We start from the raw sequence: 18,940 nt of genomic DNA on the forward strand, positions 1-18,940 counted from the left end.
TATATAACAACTACATACTATACTTCTATGGTCTTATGATTAATTTCATAGGGCCTTTTTACATAAAAAAGACTTTATAATGCATTATATGATACATTATAAAGTCTTGTATTTTTTTTAAGTTAGTGCTTATTTACCCTAACCAATCAATTCCTTTTTTAAGAAGCGATAATGTTTCTTCTTCTTTAGAACCTTCTTTTACCTGATGGTCGTATTCCCAATTTGCTTCGGGTGGTAAACTCATCAAAATTGATTCTGTTCTACCATTACTTTCCAATCCAAACTTAGTTCCTCTATCCCATACAAGGTTAAATTCTGCATAGCGCCCTCTTCTTAAACGTTGCCATAATAACTCTTGCTTTCCAAAATCTTTATCTTTTGCTCTAAGTACTTGCTCTTTATATGCAGGAATAAAAGACTCTCCAACATCTTGAACAAAATGCCATAATTGGTCTGGGTTTAAACCTTCTTTTGCATGGTGTAATCTATCAAAGAAGATACCACCAATACCTCTAGTTTCATTTCTATGAGGGATAAAGAAATAATCATCAGCCCATTTTTTAAAACGCTCATAATAGCCAAACTTAGAGTTTTCACAGGCATCAAATAGATGGCTATGGAATAATTTTGCTGCTTCTTTATCTACATAATGTGGCGTAAGGTCTATCCCTCCACCAAACCAATATTCTCCACTAGATAATTCAAAATAACGAACGTTCATATGAATAATTGGCACCATTGGACTTTTAGGATGAAGTACAATAGATACACCTGTTGCTTTAAAGGTATCTGCAGCATTTACTTTTAATGCTTTAGCCATAGGTTCACTTAACTGTCCCTCTACTAAAGAAAAGTTTACACCACCTTTCTCTATTACTTTTCCACCTTTAATAACACGTGTTCTTCCACCACCACCACCAGGGCGTTCCCATAAATCTTCCTGGAATTTAGCTTTACCATCAATTAACTCTAAATCTCTACATATATCGTTTTGCAGGCCTTTAAACCATGCTATAATTTCGCTACTCTGAATTGTTTTCATGTTTTTTCTGTTTCTTCTTTTTCTTTTCTTCCCGTCTTTTTTGTCTGAGGTGTTTTCTATATCCTTTAGGTTTTTCTGTTAAATCTTTTGTTGTTGCAGGAGAAGTAATTTGTTTAAAACTATCAAAACTTTTGGTATGCATTACACTTGCCCCAGTTAAAGACGTGTTGTCTTGGTTGGTTGATGTGATGTAAACATCTTGTCTATATTTCTGATAAAATTTTGCTCTTAATGCTCCATCTTGTGATAAAACAACTTCAACAGTCCAATCTCCTAATACAGATGCTGCAGTAGTTTGGTTCTGACTATCGGTAAAACCTCCATCTCTAGTTACTCTTACTTTACCTTGTGCAAAGGTGTAAGACAACCTCATTTGTAAATTTTGTAATGCTTCCCTATCCAAGCCACTCATGTCTAAATCTACCTCAAAGTTTTCATTCACTTGGGAGAGTATATAACTTAATTGGTTGGTTAGTAATTCACTCACACTACTGGAGGCCGTTTGTCCAAATCCATCATAAGAGTCGTTGGCCAATAATTGTCTTAATACAATAAGCCCGAATACCTGTCTGTTTAATTCTTGTTCATCTCTATGTATTCTTTCTTCGAAACCTGCCACATAACTTTCTAAAGAAATAGGGCCAGATTCTGTAACTACCGTTGCAGGGTAATCATGAATATCTATATCAAAACCAAGTTCAGGAGCAGACAGCTGTCCTTTAATCATTAGGTCTACATCAACAGGATACCTTTTTGTTATTTCTGGAGCACTTCTTACGGTACTATCCTGAATATCAATTAGTGGCAATAAACTTACCCTTTGTTCGTATTTAGCAACAATATCCATTTGAGCAGCAAACGGATCACCATTCCATTGTAATGTTGAGCCTTTATTTATTACAAACTTTTTATCTACTAGATTAAATTCTGCTACACGCATGGTAAAATTGTAGGCTCCTTTTACGATTTCTACATTACCAAACATCTCAAAATCTCTGTTCTTATCTATTTTCATCTGAAGCTTTCCAAGTCCGTTACCTCTAATAATATCGCCAGATTTTTTATCAAAAATCATCTCACAATACGCATCTGGGGTAATATCCAAATTCATGTTTACTTGGAAATTGGCTTGTTGAGTTCCCTTAGAAATTTCTTCGTCAATATGTTCTTGTTGTGCTTCTACTTTTTTGATAGAGTCACTTTTTATATAAACAATATAGGGGTCAGTCTCATTGTAATCAATGGCATTTAGTGGTATAAATATCTTTGTTCGTTTATTGGTTGTGGCATTTACATCAATAGCAATATCATTAAATGGACCTGAAATATTTATATCTCCTGTACCAAATGCAGTTCCGTAGAAAAGATCATTGCCTTTTTCTTCTTTCTTCATTATAAAGAAATCGTCAAAATCTACACTCAAATCTACAAGTAAATCTTTAAACCCATCTTGATAATTAACACCGCCATTTATAAAAGCAAAGTGCCCGTACTCATCCATTACTTTTAACTCGTTCGTCACAATTTTATTTGGCCGTACCTGAATTTTAGCCAAAGAGCCGATATCACCAAATTTGTACTGCACATTTAGATACACCAATTGAATAATACCATCTTGAGCAAATACATTACCCCAAAGCTTTGGCTTATCTTTTGTTCCAGAAATTTTGATCCATCCTGTAACATCCCCATCTAATTTTTCTACTACCTCATCAATAAAAGGCTGAAAAATACCAATGGGTAAATCATTTACTTCTAGTTTTAAGTCTAGTTCATTGCCAATTTTTTGTGGGTAGTACCCCCCTATTAAATGGAATTTCTGTTTGGCACTATCTAAAATTTGAAGGTTAACATTAAGTGCTTCTTTGGTCCAAGAAGATTGCCCATTTACATCACCTAAGTAGTAATCATCAATATCTAAACTATCAATATCTATATGACCATAGACTCTAGGAGCATTGAAAACATCTTCTATAAAAACATCTATACTATCAACAGTTCCTTTAATATCTTGCTCGTAATATTTCTCGAAGTAGGTTAAATCTAAACTATTTGCTTTAATATGAAGAGGTTCTTCTATGTCTTTCTGAACACGACCATTTAGAAATACAAAGCCTTCAGTATCATTCGTTAAATTAAAATTTTGGAACCTTACACCATCTGGGTACACCACAACTTTTGATGGTAAATTGGATGTTGTTGTCCATGTTTCTCCTTCCCAATATATTTCAGATTGAGGGAGTCTAAAAATCATACTATCTTGCTCAATACCAATATCTCCTTTTAAATTTAATGCAGTACTTAGCTCATAAAAATTCGTTTTGGTATCAAAAATGATCTTATCATCTAAAGAAAAGGCATCAAAAGAAAAGTCTTTGGTAGCTACTCCGTTAATATTTTGATGTTTAGACATTACATTTATAGAGGTATTAAAACGCTGTTCTAAATGCTCTTTCTCTGTAAAATAATTTAATTGATTGGAATCTAACTCCACTCCATAAAAAGAGATATGATCACTTCTTAATTTTGCATCAATAGCTTGTCTTCTTCCAAAATCAGCCTCAAAAATCATCTTTGATTGGTTGGCAATATTAACACTATCTGTAAAAATTGAAAACAGGTCGTTTACATTAATAATTGTCAGTTCTGCATCTACAGAATAGTTAGATATTCCCTTCTGCTCAATTTTCTCCTTCTTCTTTGTGTAGAAGTTGTCTTTTTCCTTTTCATTACCAAGAATAGACAATTTAGATTCTGTATACAGCTCTGTAAGGTCTCTGCTTAAGTTAGCTATAGTAAAGAAACCCGCCATATTAAATTCAAGAAAATCAGATTCAATATTCAATAATCTAAGTCCATTATCCATCACTTTGGTAACAGCCATTAAACGTTCAATATTTAGCTCTTTTTCTTTATTAAATACTTTTGTACCATAAAATTTAACTCCTCCAGAGATACCTGTATTTGTCACTTTATCAAAAGATGCTTCTACGTTTGTTATTAGACCTACATCCTTTTTAGCTAGTTTTATTGTTCTAAAGTTCGGTACATTTATACCTGCTTTAAAATCGAAAGTGCTATCATTAAAATCAAATAACCCTCTATAGAAAAACTTTAAATTAGGGTCGTTAATTAATAAGCCTCCTTTAAAATATTTTTCTTTAATGTAAGTACTGTCTAATGCGATATTTCTATAGGTATATCCATTTACACCTAAACGATCTACCTTGGCATTTACTTTCAGTTTCATTTCATCGATAGTAAAACCTTTACCATCAATATCTCCTTCAAAGTCTAATTCTCCAAGCCATTTATAGCCAAAAACACCCCCTAAATCTAGGCTATCAATCTTTAAGTATCCTTTGTATTCTTCTTGTTTTATAGAAATATCCATTACCGGATTTAGCTTTCCATGTTCAGAATCTACAATAGCATCTAATTCAAAATCGTCTAAAGTACCTTGGAAATTTCCATCTAAAGATACGCTTCCGAACATACTAATATATTCTTCTAAGAATGGCGGGATAAAAGGCAAAAGGTCTTGCACATAATAATAAGAAGGTTCGAAAGCCAAGTTCATCCAAGTGCGTTCCTCAGCCATTACTTTATCGAATACAAAATCTCCTCGTATTCTACTTCCTCCACCAAACCGTAGGTTCGTATCTTTTAATTTAAAGCTATTTACTTTACCTTTTAGTTTAACATCTCCAGAAATATAATCATGTATAGAATCAAAATACACAAAGAAGTTCGACAAATCGTCGGTATGTAAAACAGACTTTTTAAGGTCAACATTCATTACTACACAATGGTAGAAATCGTTGTAATCTGTATAGTCATCGTATTGAAGGTCTATTAAACCTCTTACACTACTAGAACCAATATCCCCTTTTAAATTACTTAAGGTTAAACCTGTTGACGATATGCCTAAGTAACTGTCTAAATCTTTAATTATTAGCTTACTCCTACGTTCTACTGCTCTTAGATTTTTAATATCCATGGCTATCGTATCTCTCACTATTTTTAAATGAGACACATCTGCATTGATATCTAAAAATTCCATATCATTTACATCAAAACGACCTTTCTCTCTGTGGGGAACAGTACTGTTTAATAGAAAATAACGTGCATTACGTAAGTAGACTTTATCAAATTCTAAATGGATATCTCCTGCTTCTTTATGATCAAACCTATGAATACCCTCTGGATCTCCAGATAAATACTGAATCCATTTGGTCATGTTATTCATAGAATCTACCCCAGAATCCATGGTCATTTCTACATTTACATCTTGGAGGGTAGTCTCTTCTACATGAATGTAATTGTCTTGGTTGTAGAGTAATTTTATAAAAGAGAAATCTAATTTTACAGTCCCTACTTCAATTAGAGGAATGCTGTCTAAATCTAAGATTTGAACTTTGTTTAAAGTCCATGTATCAAACCAGTCAATATCCACACTCTGTATGGTAGTAGGGTGCTTTGTTTTTTCGGTAATTGCTGTAGTTAAGTTGTCTATTAAGACCGATTGTATTTGAGGTATCTGTGAAAAACTCATCACATTTAACCACGAAAAAATCAGTAAGGCGATGAATCTGAAAAACCAAATACGTACAAATCTAAGCCCCTTTCTTAGTAGAAAGCGGCGTTTTAGCTTTTGCCAATTTGTAAGTACTTTTTTCTGTTTTTTCTTCCCCAAACGTTTGTTGTCCTTTTTTTAAGTAATAACCTAAAAAGCGTAGTATAGTGTAAATTGTCTTTTCTTCAATTTAGCCTTGATTAATCAATTAACTTCTGCTAAAAAATCACCTTACTATTTCTGGTTTCTTACTTCATCAAGTTCATGATAAAACTACTATAATGATAGCCTTCAAAAATACGGTTTTCGTTACTGCTTTCCGTAATTTTTCATAAAAAAATAGAGATCATTATTAAAATAAAAGGATTAGCTGTTAAGATGTACCAAATAAAGTTGCTGAAAGTAGAAATGAATCTGGAATTAAGTAAAAAAATAAAGCAATAACAATCGTGGTTTCTTCGATTATCATTACTTTATTTAAAATGATTGAGGGTGTATTTAGCGTGCCTCTGTATAGATGTCTTATGTAAATCTATCACTATAAATGATATAAATTGGCTAAAATCAAATCATTAAAATAAAGTTCAAGTTTAGTTTACAGGAGCGATTATTAAGGCATTCATCTTCACATCATGTTCTTCTAGGGGTAAATTTTCATTCATTTGGAACGAATACCCAATACCCCATTTCTTTACATTTTTTTTAGTTGATAAGAAGGTATCATAATAACCACCACCATAACCCATGCGTCCTAAATTAGAAGAAAATGCCACTCCCGGAACAAGTACATGATCAAAATTACCCATATACTCTTCTTCTTGCAAAGGTATTAATGTATCAAAACGTTCTTGTTTTAAATGCTCTAAACTATGAAGCACTAAATGTTTTAACGCTCTATTAGGTAGCGTTTTAGGAACTACTACAGTCCACCCTAATTTTAAGGCTCTCTTTATAATTTTATAAGTAGATGCTTCTTTATTAATGGGTAGGTAGGTATGCAAAACAGCAGCATCTTCGGGTACTTGACCCCAAAATGCTGCTGCAATATATTCTTCCGCTAAAAGCACTTCATCAGAAGAAAGCTGATGTCTTTTAGCAATTATTTCTTTTCTTAATTTTTTCTTTAATTCAATCAAAAGTTAGGCGGTTACAGGTTTCATTTCTACATGAGCAACTGATCTTCTTTCAATCTCATGCTTTGTTCTACTTGTAAATCTAATAAACAATAAAATAGCAGACAATGTAAGCCCTATTGATAAACCTATCCATACTCCTAAAAAGCTCAAATCTGTATATGTAGTTAAGTAATATCCTAACGGAAGTGAAACTACCCAATACGATATAAAGCAAATAAATGTGGGTACTTTAACGTCTGTAATTCCTCTTAATGCACCCGTCATAATTACCTGTGCTCCATCTGACAATTGGAACAGTGCTGCAAAAACTAACATAGATGCTGCATACTGAATAACTTCTTGATCGTCTGTAAATAAAGAAGGTAAAAAGTTATTAAACACTGCAAAAGAAACGGCTGAAATAGACATGGCTGCCAACGCAAATTGAAGTCCTGTAAAACCTGCAATTCTTGCTTCTTTCCAATTGTTCTGACCAAAGTAATTACTTACCCTAACAGAAACTGCAGATGCAACACCACTTACCATCATAAATGTGAGTGATATCATGCTCATTACAATTTGGTGTGCTGCCATTGGTTGTGTACCAACTGTACCAACAATCATGGCTCCAACTGCAAAAGCACCTACTTCCATTAATGCCTGAAAACCAATTGGTAAACTAATTTTCATTTGTTCTACAAGCTTATCTTTATGGATATTAACTGCCATAAAACCGCTTATATATTTATGGAAACGCTTATTATTAACTACATAGACCATCATGCCTATACCACCAACTAAACGGGCTACAAATGTACCTATACCTGCGCCTTCTAAACCCAGTTCTGGTGCACCATATTTACCGTAAATAAGCACGTAGTTTATTACAAAGTTGATAATGTTAGACAGTAACGTAAAATACATGGCAACTTTAGTACTCTTTACACCTTCAGCAAATTGCTTAGCAGTAAAAAACACCATCATTGGAACAAGAGAAAAAGCATTGATCATAAAATAAGTACGAGATGCTTCTACTACTTCTTCTGTCTGCCCCATATATCCCATTAGCCTAGAAAGACCAAAAAGGATAATTAAAAGGATAAAAACAAAAACCCCGTTTAAGAACATACTGTGCTTAAAAAGACTTCTCATTTCTACATAATCTTTTCTACCATAAGCTTTTCCTACTAAAGGAGTAACGCCTACAGCAAAGCCAATTCCAAAAACTAGGAAAATAGCAAACAGACTATTAGCAAACCCTGCCGCTGCTAAAGAAACTGTATTGTAATGGCCCACCATTACGTTGTCTATAATATTTGTTAGGTTCTGCCCTGCCTGTGATATTACAACAGGAAGTGCCAACTTCAATGTATCTTTATAGTGATAAGAATATTTTTGTAGAATACTTTTCATTCAATATTATGCTTACTTTTAAGCCGGTCAAACAAACAATTCTTGAGGAGATAATAATTGACCGGTCTACAAAATTACGAGTGTTTTTTGGATTTGTTGTTAGTAAACACTTTAGATTAACCATTATTATCCATAAGTACCTACATTCGTAGCAATTACCCATAAAACACACAAAATGAACTAGTTAATTAAACAATTTATTCATCTATAATCAAGGTGAAGTAAACTAAAGTTCGTCTACATTTTACTAAACAACAAAGGCAGGAATACAAATGTACTCCTACCTTCTTACTCCTTTATTCTATTTCGAATGTTACGTAATCAATCTTATTCTTGTAGGTAAAAGAACTAGAATAAGCAGCAGAAATCAAACAATTCATAAATCAATAGACATTAACTTTATCATTTCAGATATTCGTATAACTTTGTATTCAACCCCTTAAAAATTTATATGAATAATTCGAATTCTATAGACTTTTCGTCCCCTTTCTGGAAAGCAAAATATTTACTGATTGATAGTAGATTATTAACAGCTCCAAGTCAAACAATTTTTTTCGCTTTAAAAGGCATAAAAAGAGACGGACAGAGTTTTGTAGAAGAATTATACAATAAAGGAGTTCGGAAATTTGTGGTTACTAGTGATTTTGATGAAGGTTATAAGTACAAAAATGCTGAATTTATATATTGCCTAAATACACTAGATACACTACAGAAACTTACACAATACCACCGTTTACAATATCCCAATTTACCCGTAATAAGTATTACTGGTTCTAATGCCAAAACGATTGTAAAAGAATGGTTGTATTCTATTTTAGAAATAGATAGAAATGTAGTTAAAAGTCCAAAAAGTTATAATTCTCAAATTGGCGTCCCTTTATCTGTTTGGCAAATAAACGAAAAACATGATCTAGGAATTTTTGAAGCAGGAATCTCAAAACCAAACGAGATGCAACATCTTGCTTCTATTATTCAGCCAACTATTGGGCTTTTTACTAATATTGGTTCTGCACACGATAAACATTTTACATCCTTAGAACAAAAGGTAAAAGAGAAAGGCTCGCTTTTTAATCACTGCGATTATGTGATTTACTGTAAAGACCACCAACTAATTGATGCAGAAATGCAAACTAAATCTTGTACATGCGTTACTTGGGGTTACGATCAGACTGCATCAATCAGCATAAAAAAAATAGACAATTATGCCGTTAATGTAATATATAAAAACACCGATTATACGTTACATATTCCTTTTACAGATGCCGCATCTTTTGAAAACGCAATGCACTGTGCAACCATGATGGTACATTTGGGCTATAACTTTAGCGAAATCAATAACCGTATTGGTAAGCTAAAAAGTATCCCTATGCGTCTTGAGAAAAAAGAAGGAATACAACAAACTACGTTAATAAACGATTTTTATAACAATGATTTGGGAGGGCTTCAGATTGCTTTAAGTTTCCTTGCTCAAAATCAAGAACACAAAACTAGAACCCTTATATTATCGGATTTACTACAAGGTGATACCGACAAAAGTGCTCTTTACCAAAAGGTATATGAGTTGTGTAATGAACATGAAATTACTCGTTTTATAGGTGTAGGAAAGCAATTACAAGCACATCAAGAATTATTTAAAGGATTAAAAACAACCTTTTTTAAAGATACCAAAGCATTAAGAAAAGCGATAAAAAATAAGTCTATCACTTTTTCTAAAGAACTAATTTTACTAAAAGGTGCCAGACAATTTGAATTTGAAAAAGTAGCCGCACTTCTTCAGAAAAAAATACACAGTACGCAATTAGAAATTAACTTAGATGCGGTTACTCATAACTTAATGTTTTACCGTTCTTTATTGCACAGTTCTACCAAAACAATGGTTATGGTAAAAGCATTGGGGTACGGAAGTGGAAAAACAGAACTTGCCAATACATTACAATATAACCTTGTAGATTATTTAGGAGTAGCATTTGCAGACGAAGGGGTGGAACTTAGAGAAAATGGAATTCGAACACCAATTATGGTACTTACACCATCTCCAGATTCTTTCGAAACAATGCGAATGCACCAATTAGAACCTGAAATTTATAGTATTGAAATGCTTAATGCGCTCGAACAATACTTGGAGGAAGAGGATACGGAGACTGCATTTAAAATTCAGCTAAATTTTGATACTGGAATGCATAGGTTAGGATTTACAGAAGAGGAACTTCCGTACTTATTCCAAGCATTAGACAGGTTAAAAAATAAAGTAAAAGTGACAGGTGTTTTTACACATTTGGCAGGGGCAGACGAAGATATTCATGATCTATACAGCAAAGAGCAGATTAAATCGTTCAGAAAAACAACAGCACTTCTAGAAAAAAATATTGGTTATACAGTAATTAAGCATTGTCTAAATTCTGCAGGTATTGTAAGGTACCCAGATGCACAAATGGATATGGTACGTTTAGGCATTGGTTTACACGGTATAGAGGTAAATGGAATGAAACAAGAAGATTTACATACTGTAGCTACTTTAAAAACCGTTATTGCTCAAATTAAGGTAATGAATACTGGCGATACTGTAGGTTACAGTAGAAAAGGTGTAGTGAATGGAGAAAGGAAAATTGCTACTATTGGTATTGGCTATGCAGATGGCTTTGACAGGCGTTTAAGTAATGGTGTTGGCAAAGTGGTAATTAATGGATACTTAGCACCTATAATTGGGAATGTTTGTATGGATATGTCAATGGTAGACATTACGGATATCCCTGCCGAAGTTGGTGATGAAGTTATCATCTTCGGAAGAAGCCGTTCTATATCTACCATTGCTAAAGAAATTAATACAATTCCTTATGAAATTCTTACCTCAATTAGTCAAAGAGTTAAGAGAGTATATTATATGGAGGGTTAAAACTCCTCTCCTTTTACATTTGCAGTTGTATAATTTACAGGACTTGCATTATCCAATAAATACGATCTGTATTTTACAAAGATAGAGTCCTGTGTTTTTAACAGATGGTATTCTTGTCCGTTACTAGAAAACACATCTAAGCCTTCTAAAGTAAAATCTTCTCCTCCAAGAGAAACTATCTGATTATCAATTTGCCATGCTACAGAATCTGCACCTATTTGTAAACCATTCTGAATAGTAATTTGCCAATCAGTCCCATCAAAAGGTTTAAAAGCTAAACTCTTTTTGTTACCATCATAGACCATATAACCTTGAAATGAATCTTGATGTACTTCATCTCCACCTGGCTTATCATAATATAATACATCAGAATTATAAATAAAATTACCCTTTTCAGGTAATCCATTATCTCCCGAATCTCCATCAATTTCAGACCCACAACTTGCTAGTACAAGAAGAAAACCTATGAATATATATAAATGTCTTGTTTTCATTATCCCTTAAATTTAAAACCAACTAACAATTGAAAGTTTTGATTGTAAAACTTATCATCTTCAAAAGTCACATCAACAAACCCTCTAGAATATCTCCATTCTAAAAAGAAATGATTCATTGCTGCACCAATACCTGCAGTAAAACCAAAATCACCACCTCTGTATAAATGGTCTGCATCTTGGTAATCTCCTGTAATACTTCCTTCTCTTCTGTGTGCACTTGCCAACGCAGCACCATAAAGACCTCCTTTAAGGTAAATGTTATCGTTTAAATAATAATTAACGAGTACGGGGAAGGTGAAGTAATTTAGAACATCAGTATAATTTACTGTTTCATCAGAATAACCTAACTCATGATAATAGCCCGAAAATTGCGTTTTCTGACCAAGAGCATTGTACATTACATCAAATTCTAACGATAGATCTTGCGAAATAAAGAAGTTAAATTTAAAACCAAGGTTTACACCAGTTCTAGCTTTAACTCTTGTATTTGCATAGCTTATATCTGTATTTAATTGCGGAGCATTACCACTCGGAATAGACCAGATTGGTCCTCCAAAAAAGCCCCATTCCATTGCTTTCTTTGTAGTCCCTGTAACTACCTCTTGTTGAGGCTGATTTTGTTGATATTCCGTAGAAGGCTGACTTGAACTTCCTTGATCATTTTGGGTTGGTGAATTTTCCTGTGCGTAAGTAGTAGTAAATGTCATAAAGAACAACATCACAGAAACACCTAACTTTAAATATCGCATTAGTATAATTTTAAGTATAGATTTTTTAACTTGGTTGTAGTTAGATTTAAATTGTCTAATACACCATATAAACAACAATAAACATATTTAGAAAATTGATTAATTCGTTGATCAGACTATAACACAACACTATGTTAAATATCACAATAAATAACAATCAACATTCTGTTATTAAAGACAAACAATCTTTAATAATAGACAACAAAACTATTGATTTAAAATTAAAACCCACACATAATAATGTATACACTGCTATTTATAATGACAAAAGGTTTGATATTGAAATAATTGAAGCCGATAATAATTATAAAAATGCTTGTATTAAGATCAATGGTAAGAAAATTGAAATTGAAGCAACTACTAAGCTAGATGATTTACTAAAACAGCTTGGTATGGGTACAGCTGCTGTTAGTCATGAAAACATAGTAAAAGCACCAATGCCGGGTAAGGTATTAGAGTTGTTGTGCTCGGTAGGAATTGAAGTAGAAAAAGGTGATAACTTAATAATACTTGAAGCAATGAAAATGGAAAACATCCTTAAAGCACCAATTGCTGGTAAAATTAAAAGTATAGAAGTATCAGAAGGAAATTCAGTAGAAAAAGGACAAGTTCTTATTGAGATAGAAGAATAAGAACTCTTTTAAATTATTAATCGATTCTTTTTTGAGAAGATGTACATAAAAAAAAGAGTAAGCACATTTTAAATATGCTTACTCTTTTTCATAAAAATTATATTGAAATACTGCGTGTTACTTTTTAAAGAAACGCTCCGTTTTATTGTCGTAATTTACAAAGTAGTACTTGCCTCCGTTTAAAGTTGCACAATCTACTTCTATAGAGTTTCCATTAAGTACTACTTTACCATATTGGTCTAATATCTCATACTTTACTGGTCTTGTAAAAGAAAGAACTTTAGTAACTCTATTAGGATAGAACTTTACTTGTTCGCTAGAAGAAGTATGCATCAACTCACTAGAGTTATAAATCTTTCCAGTTACTTCAAGGTACTTTAACTTGTACTTGTTTTCACCAGAATGATGTAAAACTTTATAATTGTACTTATTAAGTTTATTAGTTCCTAAACCTTGAACAATCACTTCTTCAACCCAAGAGTTGTGTTCAAATCTCATAATCACAAAGTTCCCTTCTTCTGCTTCACCACTGGTTTCCCATTCAAGACCGTCTTCGGTAATGTCTAGTTCAACAAATTGAAAGTGACCTTTATCGCGAATTGCATTTGGATTTAAAATTCTAGGAACACAATCGTTAGAGTGAAAGATTATAACGCTAATCTCTTGCCCTTTTTTTAAATGTTCCATATCAATTTCAAATGCACTTGCCTTAGGCAATTTTTGCATTTCGCTATGGTTAATAATTACTTTATTTACGCAGAAAGACCCATCAGTCAACATAGGGTTTTCTACATAAAGATTAGCACCTTTATAAATTCCGGAGATAACCATCTCCCCATCTTGAGCTAATGCTTTTGTGGCAGATACAGACAACAATAAAAAAATGATTTGAAGCAATCTGTAGTAATTTCTAGTAATAAACATCTCCATGTATTGAGACTATTTAATATTTAGTTAGTATTTAGTTAAAACTATGCATCGGCAAAATTGACGAAACACATTTAAATATCAAAGGTCAATATTAACTATTATTTACCTTTTTATTAAAATAGTAGATTCTAAATGCACCAAAATCCCTAGTTCACACCAATAATACTCAAAATTATACAATTTAATGTCTCTTAATGATAAATTTTAAACGTAATAATCTAAAACTGATTATGTACCTTTGCATTTTGGTGTGTTCCAAAAGAAATGGAAATCAGAAAATTATGGGTTTAAAATTCGAAATAAAGCACAAAGATCCTCAAACAAAGGCGCGTGCTGGAAAAATAACAACCGATCATGGTGAAATTCAAACACCAATATTTATGCCTGTGGGAACTGCAGGTACGGTTAAAGCAGTTCATCAACGTGAATTAAAAGAAGATATCAACGCTGATATAATTCTTGGAAATACGTACCACCTTTACCTTAGACCAGGAACAGAAATACTGGAAAAAGCAGGTGGTCTACATAAATTTAATGGTTGGGACCGTCCTATCTTAACAGATAGCGGTGGATACCAAGTATTCTCTTTAGCTCAAACTAGAAAGATTAAAGAAGAAGGTGTAACATTTAGATCTCATATAGATGGTTCTAAGCACCTATTTACTCCAGAAAGAGTAATGGATATCCAACGTTCTATTGGCGCAGATATCATTATGGCTTTTGATGAGTGCCCTCCTTATCCATCGGATTATACTTACGCTAAAAATTCTATGCAATTAACGCACCGTTGGTTGCAAAGATGTGTAGATCGTTTAGACGAAACAGTTCCTTTATACGGACATCACCAAGCATTATTTCCAATTGTACAAGGTAGTACTTACAAAGATTTGCGTACTCAATCTGCAGAAAAAATTGCAAGTTTTGAACGTGAAGGAAATGCCATTGGAGGGTTATCTGTAGGAGAACCAGCAGAAATGATGTACGAGTTTACAGAACTTTGCTGTGATATTCTTCCAGAAGATAAACCAAGGTACTTAATGGGTGTAGGTACGCCTGCCAATATCTTAGAAAATATTGCTTTGGGAGTAGATATGTTAGATTGTGTAATGCCTACAAGACAGGCACGCCACGGTCATGTATTTACAACACAAGGAATCATGAACCTAAAAAACAAAAAATGGGAAGATGATTTCGAACCAATAGATGCCACTCTTGGAGGTTATGCAAGTACTTTTTACTCAAGAAGTTACTTACGCCATATGTTCAAAGCAAATGAGGCATTAGCAGGAATGGTTGCCAGCGTTCATAACTTAACATTCTATTTATGGTTAGTTAGAGAAGCAAGACAACACATTATTGATGGTGACTTTAGAGAATGGAAAAACGCTATAATTCCAACATTAATGCAAAGATTATAATAAAATAATCTCATTGAGATATAACATTTCAATAGCAAAAGAGTTATTTTAGTAATATCAAACAGGAAATAGTCATAAACCGCTATTTCCTGTTTATCCAAATGCTATAACTTTTTCACTAATGAAAAAAATACTTTCACTAACTCTTCTTATACTTTTTTCTTTCGCCTGTCAACCCTACAAAGATGTAGTTATTGACCCTTTTGCACCTAAGTTTGTCACTCTTGACCAAACAAGAATGTACTTTAACAACGTGCGTGCAACATACTATGATATTATTCCTCACAAAAAATCTTCGGAAACAACTACAATTTATAGATACGATAAATCTGTTCTAGATTCTACTAAAGCAATCATACAATTACATATTGTAAGTATCCCCTCAAAAGACAATGCATTTATTATGTTGGCTCCTAATCCTTTCTTTAAAGGTTATCAACATTTTACTGTGTATTGGAAAAATACAGATACCAATCAAATAGGAGAAATAAGATACAAACAAGGTGGAATGCCAGATCAATTTTTATTTGCTACAGAAGTATATAATCTTCTTAATAAGGAAGATATAGAATACGAAATAAGCTTTGGAGATACTCGAACTCCATTTCTAACTACTTTACAAGAAAGAAACGCTTTTCGTTTAACTTTAGTCGATTTTTACCGCTTAGTGACCTTACTTTAAACTGAATTACCATTCATTAACCGCAGTCTATTGATTATCAATTTAATTCATCGTTATTTGCATAAATTTTACACTTTTGTATTTTAACAGTTGAATTCAAAGATGTCTAAGACCACATACGGAAACACAATAGATAAAGATAAAGATGCAATGGGTGCAGGTATTGCAGCCTTTTTTGCAGATAATAACGATGATTATTGCGTTAAAGTTTATTCAGACTTTAGCGAGCCAGACGACATTCCCGTACCTCTTCTTTTTAGAGAAGAAAAAGATATGCCGCTTATAGAAACGTTAGCTTTAGACGCTTGTAAAGGAACTACTTTAGATGTAGGTGCTGGTGCAGGTTCTCATGCTTTAGCATTGCAAAAAAGAGGTGTTGATGTTACCGCAATGGACATTTCTACTTTTGCTACAGATACAATTGCTAAAAGAGGCGTAAAAAAAGTAATTTCTGGAGATATCTATGCATACGATGGTCCTAAATTCGATACATTATTAATGTTGATGAATGGGATTGGATTAGTAGGTACATTGAATGGTTTAGCCGAATTTCTTGTTAAAGCAAAAGACTGGTTAACTCCAGGTGGTCAATTAGTATTTGATTCATCAGATATCATTCACCTTTTTGAAGATGAAGATGGTTCTTACTTAATCGATTTAACCGCCGAGTATTACGGACAAATTCAATATTGGATGGAATTTAAAGAGCACAAAGGCGATAAATTCGATTGGCTCTATGTTAGCTACCCTGTTCTAGAAGAATATGCTGTAACAGCCGGTTACGAAATCGAAGTATTACATGTAGGTGAACTTAACCACTACCTTGTTTCTTTAACATTAAAGAACAGTTAATTCACTGCTAATCAATAGGAATTAAAAATAAATAATAAGTAGCTTGCTACAATAATAAAACACATAGTAATCATAAATTAAATACCAACTTAACACATTTATATGGGAGAATTAACAAGAGCACAGGCATCGAGAGCAGCAATTGAAAGAATGTATGTAGTAATGAGACATCTGTTTATCAGAGGTTACTACAAGCCAGGTGGAGCATCAGGAAATGCTATCATGCAAGATTTACTAATCTTACAGCCTGAAATTTATGGAACACTAGCTGATACTCAAAAGGTCGATCTCAATGGACTTGTCTATGTTTTTGACCGTTTACCGAAAGGAATTGAGGAAACTAGATTTATAAAGCTCACTTCGGAAGAAGGGTATGAAAAATCATCTTTTAAGAAAATCATACCTCATGCTAGACGTAGAAACTGCTACAGAATTGATGAAGAACAAATGTTCATCGAAATTACTAGAGGAAGAAGTGAGATCTACGATATATTAACACATCTTACTTTTATTTACATCGAAGCAAAAAAGATCAAAGATCACGCTAAAGATGATAAAGGAAGATCGTTAAGAGAATGGTTACAACTAGAAGAAATTGTAACAGGTAAAGTAGCACTTACAAAAGAAAACGAAGAGGTTGCTTTTACTTATTTAGCTACACTTCTAGGAAGAACGTACGAAGAGACTCGTTCTGCACACCATAGGTTCTTACAGAACAATGATAAAAACAACGGTCTTTTCCATATTGTTTACTGGTTAGGTAAATTAGCTATGGACGAGCAGTTTGAAGATAGTGCTAGAGTAATTAGCTTTAGCCCTACTTTAAGAGAACGTATCGGACACCACATCTATGGCGACAGATGGGCAGATAAAATTAAGCGTGTTTTAGCACACAATGGCTTAATACACCGTCCTATCCATATTATTAGCTCGAACCTACACAGTGTAATGAACTCTTTCTTTGCTTTAGATGCATTAGGGAAGAAAACTACAAAAGTAGACTTCAGTACAATAATGGAAGAAGTAAGCCAAAGCGAAAATGGACATCTTAGAGATAAGATTTCTCATAATGCGATGGAAAAAGGCATGATTCAAATAAATGAAGATTCTGGAACAAACATTTCAGTTCAGTTATTTGACATGGCTAAAATTCCTACTTCTTACTTACCAAAAGAAGTGAAGTTTGAAAAGCTAAAAAACCCAGATAATGCACCCGTTATTATTGTAATGGATTATGCATTTGGTGAACAAGCTTTCGAAACAATGGACGAACTATTGAAACCATTTACGGATGGCGACAAAAAAATAGAATTAGATGTTCGTTCTGTCTCTATTATGGGTAAAGCAGGTATTTTAAAAGGTGGTAAAGGAGATATTATGATACCTTCTGCACATATCTTTGAAGGTACAGCAGATAACTACCCTGTAAATAACGACCTTAAAGTAGAAGACTTTGCAGATGTAAAGGAAATCAAAAGTGTAGGTGGCCCAATGATTACAGTATTGGGAACATCTTTACAAAACAAAGATATTCTTAAATACTTCAAAGACTCATCTTGGGGAGTAATGGGGCTAGAAATGGAAGGAGCACATTATCAGAAAGCAATTCAAGGCGCTTCTAAAATAAGAAATAATATAAGTGCTGACGTAAAAGTTAGGTACGCATATTACGCTTCTGACAACCCTCTAATTACAGGAAGTACACTTGCAAATGGTAGCCTAGGACTTACAGGAGTTCGCCCTACTTATGCAATTACACTTAAGATTTTAGAGAAAATTTTAGGCGATCATAAATAAGGAGTTAGTGGTAACAAATTATCAATAGATAGTTAAAGGTGAATGCCTTATAACTAAATACTATTTTTAAAAGCGTTAATACACTAACTAACCTCAATAAGGTTTATATTTCTACATTTTTTTTGTAGTGTTGCACATTGTAAAATTGAATCATTTAATTTCTACAATGTGCAATTATTTTATTCTCTTTTTTGTTGATAAAGAAACTATTAATTAGAGTAAGATTTCTAACAAAAAACAATTAAAGGTAGTGCATGGAAAACACTCCAAAATTAATGGTTTATTACCTATGAAAAGGAATAATAATTGCTTCAAAATATAGCGTACAAGTAAAAGATAAATAC

Annotated in this window: 13 protein-coding genes; 6 read left to right on the forward strand and 7 right to left on the reverse strand. The window is 33.0% G+C overall.

The genetic code is table 11. The annotated features are described in order from the left end of the window. Positions 1-133 precede the first annotated feature (133 nt). The 4 genes from hemF to EI427_RS11285 all read right to left on the reverse strand — a co-directional run bounded on the left by hemF (position 134) and on the right by EI427_RS11285 (position 8,146). The gene (hemF, locus tag EI427_RS11270) at positions 134-1,042 is read right to left on the reverse strand and encodes an oxygen-dependent coproporphyrinogen oxidase (protein ID WP_126614642.1); all 909 of its coding nucleotides are present in this window, start codon (positions 1,040-1,042) and stop codon (positions 134-136) included. Then, the gene (locus tag EI427_RS11275; RefSeq protein ID WP_126614644.1) at positions 1,023-5,597 is read right to left on the reverse strand and encodes a translocation/assembly module TamB domain-containing protein; all 4,575 of its coding nucleotides are present in this window, start codon (positions 5,595-5,597) and stop codon (positions 1,023-1,025) included. The genes hemF and EI427_RS11275 overlap by 20 nt, the downstream gene beginning before the upstream one ends. Before the next feature lie 611 nt (positions 5,598-6,208). Further along, positions 6,209-6,754, reverse strand: coding sequence for a 5-formyltetrahydrofolate cyclo-ligase (locus tag EI427_RS11280; protein ID WP_126614646.1), 546 nt, complete (start codon positions 6,752-6,754; stop codon positions 6,209-6,211). Between the two features lie 3 nt (positions 6,755-6,757). Continuing rightward, positions 6,758-8,146: an MATE family efflux transporter gene (locus EI427_RS11285; protein WP_126614648.1), complete on the reverse strand. Its 1,389-nt coding sequence runs from the start codon at positions 8,144-8,146 to the stop codon at positions 6,758-6,760. A gap of 451 nt (positions 8,147-8,597) precedes the next feature. Here EI427_RS11285 and EI427_RS11290 point away from each other — a divergent pair, with 451 nt between their 5' ends. Then, positions 8,598-11,039, forward strand: a complete 2,442-nt coding sequence (locus EI427_RS11290; protein WP_126614650.1) for a bifunctional UDP-N-acetylmuramoyl-tripeptide:D-alanyl-D-alanine ligase/alanine racemase — start codon at positions 8,598-8,600, stop codon at positions 11,037-11,039. Here EI427_RS11290 and EI427_RS11295 read toward each other — a convergent pair. Next, positions 11,036-11,533, reverse strand: coding sequence for a hypothetical protein (locus EI427_RS11295; RefSeq protein ID WP_126614652.1), 498 nt, complete (start codon positions 11,531-11,533; stop codon positions 11,036-11,038). The two genes, EI427_RS11290 and EI427_RS11295, sit on opposite strands and share 4 nt — an antisense overlap. Beyond that, entirely contained in the window at positions 11,533-12,285 is a 753-nt protein-coding gene (locus EI427_RS11300; RefSeq protein WP_126614654.1) for an outer membrane beta-barrel protein, read from the reverse strand. The genes EI427_RS11295 and EI427_RS11300 overlap by 1 nt, the downstream gene beginning before the upstream one ends. A 131-nt stretch (positions 12,286-12,416) precedes the next feature. Here EI427_RS11300 and EI427_RS11305 point away from each other — a divergent pair, with 131 nt between their 5' ends. Beyond that, positions 12,417-12,917 carry an acetyl-CoA carboxylase biotin carboxyl carrier protein subunit gene (locus tag EI427_RS11305; RefSeq protein WP_126614656.1) on the forward strand — a complete coding sequence of 167 codons (501 nt, stop codon included), beginning with the start codon at positions 12,417-12,419 and terminating at the stop codon, positions 12,915-12,917. Between the two features lie 117 nt (positions 12,918-13,034). On the opposite strand, the gene EI427_RS11310 is transcribed toward EI427_RS11305, so the two are convergent. After that, positions 13,035-13,847, reverse strand: coding sequence for a hypothetical protein (locus EI427_RS11310; RefSeq protein ID WP_126614658.1), 813 nt, complete (start codon positions 13,845-13,847; stop codon positions 13,035-13,037). Between the two features lie 281 nt (positions 13,848-14,128). On the opposite strand from EI427_RS11310, the gene tgt reads away from it, so the two are divergent. The 4 genes from tgt (at position 14,129) to EI427_RS11330 (ending at position 18,596) form a co-directional block, all read left to right on the forward strand. Continuing rightward, positions 14,129-15,265, forward strand: a complete 1,137-nt coding sequence (gene tgt, locus EI427_RS11315; RefSeq protein WP_126614660.1) for a tRNA guanosine(34) transglycosylase Tgt — start codon at positions 14,129-14,131, stop codon at positions 15,263-15,265. 121 nt (positions 15,266-15,386) lie between these two features. Continuing rightward, complete coding sequence (locus EI427_RS11320) at positions 15,387-15,947, forward strand: hypothetical protein (RefSeq protein WP_126614662.1); 561 nt, start codon at positions 15,387-15,389, stop codon at positions 15,945-15,947. Between the two features lie 102 nt (positions 15,948-16,049). Further along, a complete protein-coding gene (locus EI427_RS11325; RefSeq protein ID WP_126614664.1) occupies positions 16,050-16,799 on the forward strand; it encodes a class I SAM-dependent methyltransferase in 750 nt (249 codons plus the stop codon). A gap of 102 nt (positions 16,800-16,901) precedes the next feature. Beyond that, positions 16,902-18,596: a DUF6909 family protein gene (locus tag EI427_RS11330; RefSeq protein WP_126614666.1), complete on the forward strand. Its 1,695-nt coding sequence runs from the start codon at positions 16,902-16,904 to the stop codon at positions 18,594-18,596. Positions 18,597-18,940: the final 344 nt, after the last annotated feature.

Origin of the sequence: Flammeovirga pectinis (assembly GCF_003970675.1) — a bacterium.
In the GTDB taxonomy this organism is placed as follows: domain Bacteria; phylum Bacteroidota; class Bacteroidia; order Cytophagales; family Flammeovirgaceae; genus Flammeovirga; species Flammeovirga pectinis.